The following is a 10152-nucleotide window of genomic DNA, read 5'->3' on the forward strand; positions in this document are numbered from 1 at the left end:
CACCAGCGCACCCGAGAATCTTGGATTTGCAAGCGTTCCAATCAGCCAGTACTCGCCATTCCACGCAATTGCGCCCGGAGCAGTGGGGGTGGGCATCCTCAGATGGGCAAAGTTTCTTCCGTCGTATTTTATCACACCTCCACCCTCTGCACCACCAACGCCGATGAGCCAGTATTCACCGTTCCACCGCATGAGCACCACACCCTCGTGTGGTGCCTGAACACCGCTCCTGCGGGTGATGTCGATGTACCTGCCCTCTAAGTACTTCAGCAGCCTCTGCGTGCTTCTGTTCCATACCAGGCAGTACTCCTCGTTGCACTCTTTGTATACCTCTCCCTCAGCCTCCTCCCATGTACCCACTACTCTAAATTCTCTGCCGTCGTAGGCGTAGATTCTGTGCTTACTCCCTTCCACATTTCCCCTCTCCTTTATAATCCACTCGCTCCCGTTCCAGGAGATGCTTTCAACCCACAGCTTCCGCGCTGGAGGCGCGACGGGGGCGAACTCCCGGCCGTCGTAGGTGGCCATGAAGGCTATTGTGTGGGGCACAATCATGCCCGCAATCAGCCAGGTGGAGCCGTTCCAGCCTATGGCAAGGAAGTGGTACTTGGCTCCAATGAGTTCCTGCTGCTCAGAAATTCCAGCAGTTTTATTCTCAGCTATGCTTTGCTCTGAGAGCACCTTCAGTAGCCGTGGGGTCAGGTCCTCAAAGGCGCCGCCGCTGTACTTTAGGAGAACGGTACCCCTGCTATCCTGCTGGAGCACCAACCAGAAACCGCCGCCCCATGCGATTTTATCCGCACACTCAGCACCGGCTTCCCTCAAACTTTCAGTGAGATTCTCAAAATGTTCTCCATCAAATCCATAAACTCCACTGCAGCGATAGGACACAAGGCAGTAGCTGCCGTTGCAAACAAGCGCAGAGGTGCTGGTGTTGAGAACTGTGCCAGCTTCAACAAATTTATCTTCGTACACCTTCCCGAACCTGTAATTGTTTTCTGAGTAGTAGTTGACCACCCAGTAATTGCCATTCCACGCAATTTTTGTTAGTGGGTCCCAAGAGTAATTCAACTCTTTAAAATCTGTGCCGTCGAAGGCAATAAGCCTGCTGTACCAGCTTCCATTTTGAGCATAATCCCCCACCAGAAGAAGATGCTTCCCATTCCAGTAAAGCCTGTAAAAATCAACATTGGAAAGAGGAATATCTGCAATTTCTCTTATTTCTTTTCCGTTGTACTCACAGACGGCATTATCACAGACAAACCAGAAGCGTCCATCTCCGACAGGTACAATCTCCCAGACCAGACCTTTAGGAGCTCTTGAAAATCTTTCCCCATCATATACCGCGCTGAGGGTCTCCTCATTGGCCATGCTTGCGCCATATATCAGCCACCTTTTCCCGCCGGGGATAAACTTCAGTACCTGCGTCCCGTAGCCCCAGCCCAGCTGTGAGGTGAGATCCCTCAAATTATGACCGTCATACTCCAGCAGCCTTCCCTTTTCTCCCGCTGCCAGAAAGTACTCTCCGTTCCAGGCGATGCGCACTACGGGCTCTTTCAGGTCTCCTGGCGGGATAACGTGAAAAGAATGGCCATCGTATTTAACGAGTCCGCTTTTTCCGTAGTGGTAGATGCCGAGCAGACACACATCGCCACCACAACTCACCGAGGTTACCCTGAGACCTGCATCCGCAGCCGAGAGCTGGAACAGCAAGGAAAACATCGCAAGAAGCGACAGGTACCCCCTTATATTCTTCATTTTTGATTTACCCCATTACAGTTTTATCACAATAAAATAAAAAGTTAGGGTTTAAAGTTAAGGTTTACTGTCAGACTATTTGCCCACTTCAACAATTTTAAGGGAGTTCCCAATTTTCACCAGCTCCTCTATTGACATATTCCCCCTTGCTTCAATTATATAAGTTACTCCATCTTTTGTCCAGGACAGTCTCAGACCTTCCTCCGTCCATCTCCTCTCTCCAAGAACCTTCTCCACCTCCTCTGGAGTAAAGTTGCACAGGCTTTTATTGAGGGGCGGAGTAGCCCACCAGCCTCTGGACCACCTCCCCTCCACACCCTGAACCATCACAGTTCCACCCAGTGACCCTTCAGGACCTTTAGGCACGCCTCTGGGCTCATCCCCGGGCTCCTGCATGATAACTATGTAATCGCTGTTGATACCGCTATCCCTCATGTACAAAAAGTACAGCGTGGTAAAGTTCACAAAACCCCGCTTTGTTTTCATCTTCAGGGGCATGGTCGCCACGGCAATTCTTTTCAGCTCAAATCCCGAGGGGATGTAGGTGGGTGCCATAACAGGAAAGTCAACTGCCCTCGCAGCCTCTTCAAAGGATGTAAAGCTCTTCTGCTCTGCTTTTACAACCCCTGCCTGAGAAGGTTTTATTTTCATCGGCATTTTCATATCTTCACCCTCCTTCTCGCCCTTTATCATTACACCTGCCGCAATTACGAGCGCAGAGGCGAGTACTAACAATAGAATCTTCCTCATACAGTGCAGTCCCCTCCGTAGCTTGCCGCTCCGCAGGGTGAGCAGAGGTCTGCATAGCACCATCCGTAGTAAACCCAGCAGTAATCAATCCAGCAATCTCCGTCCACACAGCACAGACATTCGTGCCTGTACCAGATCTGCGTTGAGCTCTCATCGTTGTAACACTGTTCGTTGCAGTAGCACACATACCACCAATCTATACATGTCGGCGAGGGATAGCAGGTAACCATCTTGCTCACCTCCCTCTATGAGACATCAGAAATCACTCCCATATAAATCCTGCGAAAACGTTCGAAAGGTTTAGAACAAAATCGCAAGAGTTAAATATTAGTGTGCATCCTTCAGAGCAAGAACGTGTCATTTTTAAGATTTTCGAAGCTTACTATTGCAACCTATTTGTTTTAATAATTTTCAGGCTAAAATCTAGCACCCCTGTGCATACAGAGCAGAAAAAATAAAATGCCCTCTTAAGCTTCATCAGTTCACCTTTCTGTAAAACACACCTTCATATGTTCCAATGTAAATCGTTCCAGCTGCAATCTCTATGGCGTTGATGCTCCTTGCACCGCATCCTTTCAGTCCTTTGTTCATCTCCCCCCAAGTTACACCGCCATCTGAACTTTTCAGGATACCTTTACATCTTCCTGCGGTTTGATGTATAGTTCCTACATAGATTACCTCAGGATTAGAAGGATTCAGCGCAATTGTAGAAATCATGGCATCATTCAGTGGCACTGTCACCTTCTCCCAAGTTGCACCGCCATCACTACTTTTTAACAGACTATTAAGCGTTGCAATATACACTATGTTAGGGTTGACCGCATCCACCGTCACCGCTCTAATATCATGAGGGGCACTCTCCAAGAGCACCCAGCTTTTACCACCGTCGGTGCTTTTATACAGCCCACTACCGCCCACATAGATTACTCCCTTGGAGATAGCTATTGAAGTAATGCTTATGGGTGCGTAATTGTCTGGAAGCTCTATGGTTTCCCAGGTTATGCCGCCGTCTGTGCTTCTGAAAAAGCACGAGTATTGCTGCCCTTCTCTCCAGCCGAGCTCATCGTACAGGCATCCAACGTACACAACTCCTGTATCCGGGTCTACGGCTATAGAACGTATCCCCGGAGGTACGTCCTCAATCAGCACCCAGCTTCTCCCTCCGCCTGTGCTTCTGTACAGCCTTCCGCCGCCCGCATACACAATGCTGCCATTACGCGGATTCACAGAGATCGCGAAAATTGTGTTTTGTGGCCCCTCTAAATCCTCCCAGCTCCTGCCGCCGTCGATGCTTTTGAATACACCTCCGTACCTGCCCTCATAGTAGCGTCCTATGCCAGCGTATATTATTTTGGGATTTGCAGGGTCTACTGCAATGGCAAATACGTCATCGTATGGCTCTGGAGGACCGCTGTGTGTCCAGCGGGGGCTTTTCAATTCGTAGATTCCGTATGCCAGAACCGCTGCAATAAGAATGAAAATCAGAAGGTATCTCATGTAAAACATTTAAACACCAACATTTAAAAATATAAAAGAGAAAAAAAGAGCACTATACTTTGCTTTAATAGAGGAGCAGATTGTCTATCTCCCAGTACATACCACCCGAAAGACCATTGATGCCCAGATGGAAATGATACTGTTCGCACATCTTCCTGGTGCCACCGCAGTCGCTCACCGCCTGCCTGAAGGCCGCGGAGTAATATCCCCATGAAATAGGTGCAACTTCTGCATATGCTCTGGGAGGGTTGCTCGGATTTGCATGCGTGGAGCATTCCAAAGGATTGCCATACTGGTTCATTTCCTTGGGGTAATAACCATAGGTACTGCGCACATCCCATATTTTAGCGCAGCATTCTCTGGCGTCGGTCCAGTATTTGTTTGTGGGTGTTGAAGGGGGTGTAAGATTGTCCCTGTTCATCGCGTAGATAGCATCCCCCTGCATAGTCCACATCTCATAAACCATGTAAACCTCATATCCATCACCTGTACCATTGGGCTGATGATCAGGTCTATTATTTCTGCTGCCATTTCTCCATAAACCATTGTTCGCTGGGTTTTGATTCTGCAGTGTTGTCAGAGCATCGCCATAGCTCTGCATTTTTGCCGGAAAATTATAGTTATTGCTGGTATACCCCCATCGGTAGGCTTCGGAAAGACCCATTAGCGTTAGTCCCAGCTGGTTAGGCGATGTATAGTAATCATCATCTATTGGTGCGTTCCAGTTGTCCCAGAACTGCACCAGCCAGTCCGCTCCACTCCTGGCTGCATCTTTATATCTCTGTGCTGTGGTAGAGTCCAGGGCAAGTACCTTAGCCCCGAGTGATAGAGCCCATACACACGGTCCGGTTGCTCTGGGGTCTGGGTCCATATTTGGATCATTCCACGAGCCGTCTGAATTCTGCTTGTCGCACAGAGCATTCAGCGCTTGAATTGCAGTTGAGTTCACGTCTTGCCATGTTGGGTCTCCATCCCTGTACAGCTTTCCTTTAAGTCTGGTAAGGAAGTATCCATCCTGCGCAAGAAAACTCGGCTGTTCGCTGGTAAAGCTCGCTGTGGAGAAGTTCTTATGTCCATTGCTTGTGTAGTCTCTCAAAAATATATCCTTTGATGCCTCTATCGCACTTCCTGTAGTCATTTTCATCACCTCTTTTTAATTTTCTCTTCTACCCCACTATATAAACCACCCGAAAATGTTCGAAGAGTTTAGAACGAAATCGTAAGGTTTAAATAATAAAAAAGCTGCTTCACCGGATTTTTATTTTCCGCCAAAATCCTCTAACCGAAGCTCGTGTACATGCCCGCGGTAGTAGTCGTCCAAGCTGCGAATACTTATCTCACCGCTGAGCACACTCTCTATAGCCCTGCACGCCGCCTGAGCTGCGGCTATGGTGGTTATGTAGGGTATTCCCAGGTCTACCGCATGCCTGCGGATGTAGAAGCCGTCGGTGAAGGGCACCTTTCCGGCGGTGGGTGTGTTTATTATTAAATCCACCTCCCTGCGTAGCATCACATCCAGGATGTTCGGCTTGGGCTCGCTGACCTTGCGCACAAGCTTTGCGGGTATCCCAGCACCTTCGAGGCTCGCCTTGGTACCGTCGGTGGCTAGAAGCTCAAAGCCGAGCTCATGCAGCTTCTTCGCTATGGGCACAATCGCCTGGCGGTCCCGTTTATTCACACTTATAAATATCCTTCCCCTGGTGGGAAGGCGATTCCCGGCGGCGAGCTGTGCCTTGTAGTAGGCCTTGCCGAAGTCGAAGTCCATTCCCATCACCTCACCTGTGGACTTCATCTCAGGCCCGAGCACTGGGTCAACGCCCGGAAGCTTCAGGAATGGAAAAACCGCCTCCTTTACCGCCACGTGGCGAATCTTGCGCTCTCCCACATAGCCCAGGTCGCGGAGCTTCTTGCCCAGCATCACCTTTGTTGCAAGCTTCGCCAGGGGCACGCCTATTGCCTTGCTCACGTAGGGCACAGTGCGGGAAGCGCGCGGGTTAGCCTCAAGCACATAGACCTTGCTGTCCTTCACCGCATACTGGATGTTCAGCAGCCCCACAACATTGAGCTCCCGGGCGAGCTTTACAGTGTAGTCCTTGATTGTACCAAGCACCTCCCGCGAAAGCGTCTGGGGCGGAAGTACGCATGCAGAATCTCCGCTGTGCACCCCCGCCTGCTCTATGTGCTCCATTATCCCGCCTATAAAAACATCCTCGCCATCACTCACCGCGTCCACATCCACCTCCACCGCATCTTCCAGGAATTTATCCACCAGTACGGGGTGCTCCTCGCTCACTTCAATCGCAAGCGCCATGTAGCGTTCAAGCTGAGCGTCGTCGTAGACGATTTCCATGGCCCTTCCCCCGAGCACATAGCTGGGGCGCACCAGCACGGGGTAGCCTATTCGCTTAGCTATACGCTTAGCCTCGTCAACGCTGAAGGCAGTGCCATACTCTGCCTGAGGTATCCCCAGCTTCTTCAGCACCCGCGTGAAGAGCTCGCGGTCCTCGGCGCGGTCTATGTCCTCGCTCCTGGTGCCCAGAAGCTTTACCCCCTGTCCGGTCAGAGGTACAGCAAGGTTAAGTGGAGTCTGCCCGCCGAACTGCACTATAACCCCCTCGGGGGCCTCCTTCTCAATTATGTTCAGCACGTCCTCAAGTGTAATCGGCTCAAAGTACAGCTTGTCACTGGTGTCGTAGTCCGTAGATACGGTCTCTGGATTGTTGTTCACAAGTATCGCCTCTATGCCTGCCTCGCGGAGCGCAACCACTGCATGAACGCAGCAGTAGTCGAACTCTATACCCTGAGCGATGCGTATGGGCCCGCCGCCTATCACGAGCACCTTACGCCTCTCGCTCACCTTAACCTCATCCACGCTGTCATAGGAGGAGTAGTAGTAGGGCGTCTTGGCCTCAAATTCAGCGGCGCAGGTGTCAACCATCTTGTAGACCTGCTTCACACTGCGCTTTCTTCTTACCTCCAGCTCGCTGCATCCGAGGAGGTGCGCAAGCTGTGCATCGCTGAAACCGAGACGCTTCGCTGAGGCGAGCTCTTCCTGAGTAACCTCTCCTATGTCTCTGCCCTTAAGGCGGCGTTCCATCGTGAGGATGTTCTTAATCTTCTCTATAAAGAAGGGCGATATGCCCGTGAGGCGGTTGATTTCCGCAATGCTCATCCCTGAGCGCAGGGCGTCGTAGACGTAGAATATTCGCTTATCCGTGGGGTTGCACAGGTTCTCAATTATCGCCTCGCGCTCTGTCTCATAACTTCTGCCATCGCAGCATATGCCGAAGCGCTTTATGTCAAGGCTGCGCATCGCCTTCTGCAGAGCCTCCTCAAAGCTCCGCCCTATCGCCATTACCTCGCCCGTGCTCTTCATCTGCGTGCCTATGCGTTGGTCTGCCTCAGGAAACTTGTCGAAGGGCCAGCGTGGAATCTTCACCACCACATAATCCAGGGTTGGCTCAAAGCTGGCCGGCGTCTCCTGGGTTACGTCGTTGGGAATCTCATCAAGTGTTAGCCCTGCGGCAATCTTCGCCGATATCTTTGCGATAGGATAACCTGTTGCCTTGCTCGCCAGCGCAGAGCTTCTGGAAACTCGGGGGTTGACCTCTATCACGTAGTACTCCCAGGTCTCGGGGTTTACCGCAAACTGGATGTTGCATCCTCCCTCTATGCGAAGGGCACGGATTATCTTGAGTGCTGCGCTTCTAAGCCTCTGGTGGTCCTCATCGCTGAGCGTCTGCGCTGGCGCGGTGACAATGCTCTCTCCTGTATGAACCCCCATGGGGTCAAGGTTCTCCATGTTGCATACGGTTATGCAGTTGTCTGCAGAGTCGCGCATAACCTCGTACTCATACTCATACCACCCCAGCAGGGACTTCTCTATTAGCACCTGGTGCACCATGCTGGCACTCAACCCGCGCTCAGCTATGCTGCGAAGCTCAGCCTCGCTGTTCGCCACACCCCCGCCGGTGCCACCCAGAGTATAAGCTGGCCTTATAATCACAGGGTAGCCTATCTTGTTCGCGGCCTCCACTGCCTCCTCAATGCTATTAACTGCATAGCTCTCTGGTATGGGTTCGTGAATCTCACGCATCAGCTCAGCGAAAAGCTCACGGTCCTCTGCGCGCTTTATGGTCTCGACGCTCGTTCCCAGGACCTCAACGCCGTGCTTCTCAAACACGCCCATGTCGGAGAGCTGGGCTGTTAGATTTAAGCCGGTCTGCCCCCCCATGGTGCCTATGAAGCCGTCCGGTTTCTCCTTTGCTATAACTTCAGCCACAATCTCGGGCACGAGGGGCTCAAGGTAGATGATGTCGGCAATCTCCTTATCTGTCTGAATCGTAGCCGGATTCGAGTTCACCAGCACAACGCGGTAGCCTTCTTCGCGCAGCGCCTTGCACGCCTGCGAACCCGAGTAGTCGAACTCCGCCGCCTGGCCTATTATTATCGGCCCTGAGCCTATGACCATGATTTTTTGAATATCCTTACGCTTTGGCATTCTTCAACCTCTCCTGGTATGGATGGGTTTATAAGGGCGGGGAAGGCGCCCTTATCATCTCCAGAAACTCATCAAAGAGGTACTCGCTGTCCTTGGGGCCGGGGTTGGCCTCGGGATGGTACTGCACACTCATTATCTCCAGGCTGCGGTGGCGCATTCCCTCGACGGTGGAGTCGTTGAGATTTAGCTTATCGACACGAAACTCGTCCTCGGGGAGAGAACCCGCGTCAACCGCATACCCGTGGTTCTGGGAGGTTATGTACACCCTTCCGGTGCGCAGGTCCTTCACCGGCTGATTTGCGCCCCGGTGACCGAATTTGAGCTTGTAGGTCTCGCCTCCACTTGCGAGAGCGAGCATCTGGTGCCCCAGGCAGATGCCGAAGAGCGGAACCTCGCCCATGAGCTCGCGAACTGTGCGAATCGCATAGGGCACGCGCTTCGGGTCTCCTGGCCCGGGAGACACAACCACGCCGTGGGGTTCTAAATTCAGAATCTCCTTCGGCGATGTTTTTGCTGGCAGAACATAGACCTCACACCCGCGCTTCAGGAAGTTGTCACGAATCGACCACTTCATCCCCAGGTCGAGAATGGCTATCCTGGGGCCTTTGCCGGGGTGATGCTGAATATCTTCACAGGTGACACCGCTCACCAGGTCGAGCTCACCTATATCTGGCGCAGCCCTGCACCTCTCCAGCAGCGCCTCCGCGTCTATCTCTCGCTGAGATGTTTTAAGGGCGCCCTTCATCACACCATAGCTTCTTATCTTTATGGTAAGCGCCCTGGTATCGACGCCCGCGATGCCCGGTATTCCCTCCCGCTTCAGAAACTCATCCACAGTCGCCTCTGCACTGCGGTGGCTTGGCTTCCCACACGCCTCGCGAACCACAAAACCCTCTACCTGTATCCTTAAGCTCTCGCTGTCGTAGCTGTTAACGCCGTAGTTGCCTACCAGCGGGTAGGTGAGAAGGAGTATCTGCCCGGCATAGCTCGGATCCGTGAGAGCTTCCTGGTAGCCTGTCATACTGGTACAGAAGACCACCTCTCCATAGACCTCACCTTCTGCGCCGAAGCCTTCGCCACTAACAATGGTACCATCCTCGAGAACAAGCGCCGCCTTCATACTATCAAAACTACTGCTATGTTTCCCCTACTTAAGGTTTATTCAACTAATGTATCAAATGGTAATAAGATGAGCCATATGGGTCGATTGCAATGAATATATCTCAGGCAACCCGCAAGGTGCTCAGGAAGTATCCCAACATAGCCGAGTATTTAAGCTATGGTGTGGTTAACTACCGCGCCCTGGCGAGGCTTATTAAGCCGGAGGTGGAGCGCGCACTGGGCGCGGGGGTAAAGCTTCAGAGTATTGTTACGGCGCTGCGCAGGAGCGGGGGTGCGAAGCTGGAGCAGGGTGAGGCATGGCAAATCCTTGCAAATAGTGAGGTGAGCCTTCGCTATGACCTGGGTTTGATAACCACCTCACTCTCCAGAGAAACACCGCGCAAGGTGCTCGAGGTGCACCGCGCCCTTCGGGGAGAGACCTATGTGCTCCTCCAGGGGCTGGAGAACCTTACCATAGTGACTCGCCAGGGGCACATCGCAAAGCTAGAGGAGCTGTTTGGCGATGAGCTGATTGAGAGCAAGCG

7 protein-coding genes are annotated in these 10152 nt (G+C 52.1%); 1 reads left to right on the forward strand and 6 read right to left on the reverse strand.

What is annotated here, in order from left to right; translation table 11 throughout:
• From ACXJJW_RS07420 to carA, 6 genes are all read right to left on the reverse strand, one after another.
• Window positions 1-1758, reverse strand: a 1758-nt coding sequence (locus tag ACXJJW_RS07420; RefSeq protein WP_456475102.1) for a hypothetical protein, incomplete at its 3' end; no start/stop codon positions are given.
• A 75-nt stretch (window positions 1759-1833) separates the two neighbouring features.
• Window positions 1834-2508: a hypothetical protein gene (locus ACXJJW_RS07425; protein ID WP_456475103.1), complete on the reverse strand. Its 675-nt coding sequence runs from the start codon at window positions 2506-2508 to the stop codon at window positions 1834-1836.
• 477 nt (window positions 2509-2985) lie between these two features.
• Complete coding sequence (locus ACXJJW_RS07430; protein WP_456475104.1) at window positions 2986-4005, reverse strand: WD40/YVTN/BNR-like repeat-containing protein; 1020 nt, start codon at window positions 4003-4005, stop codon at window positions 2986-2988.
• 64 nt (window positions 4006-4069) lie between these two features.
• Window positions 4070-5149, reverse strand: a complete 1080-nt coding sequence (locus ACXJJW_RS07435; protein ID WP_456475105.1) for a hypothetical protein — start codon at window positions 5147-5149, stop codon at window positions 4070-4072.
• Between the two features lie 114 nt (window positions 5150-5263).
• A complete protein-coding gene (carB, locus tag ACXJJW_RS07440) occupies window positions 5264-8506 on the reverse strand; it encodes a carbamoyl-phosphate synthase large subunit (RefSeq protein ID WP_456475106.1) in 3243 nt (1080 codons plus the stop codon).
• 28 nt (window positions 8507-8534) lie between these two features.
• Window positions 8535-9626, reverse strand: a complete 1092-nt coding sequence (gene carA, locus ACXJJW_RS07445) for a glutamine-hydrolyzing carbamoyl-phosphate synthase small subunit (protein ID WP_456475107.1) — start codon at window positions 9624-9626, stop codon at window positions 8535-8537.
• A gap of 92 nt (window positions 9627-9718) precedes the next feature.
• Between carA and ACXJJW_RS07450 the strand changes: the two genes are divergently transcribed.
• Window positions 9719-10152 (forward strand): DUF7523 family protein (locus ACXJJW_RS07450; RefSeq protein WP_456475108.1); only part of this gene is annotated, 434 nt, incomplete at its 3' end.

The organism is Candidatus Pyrohabitans sp. (assembly GCF_054014795.1).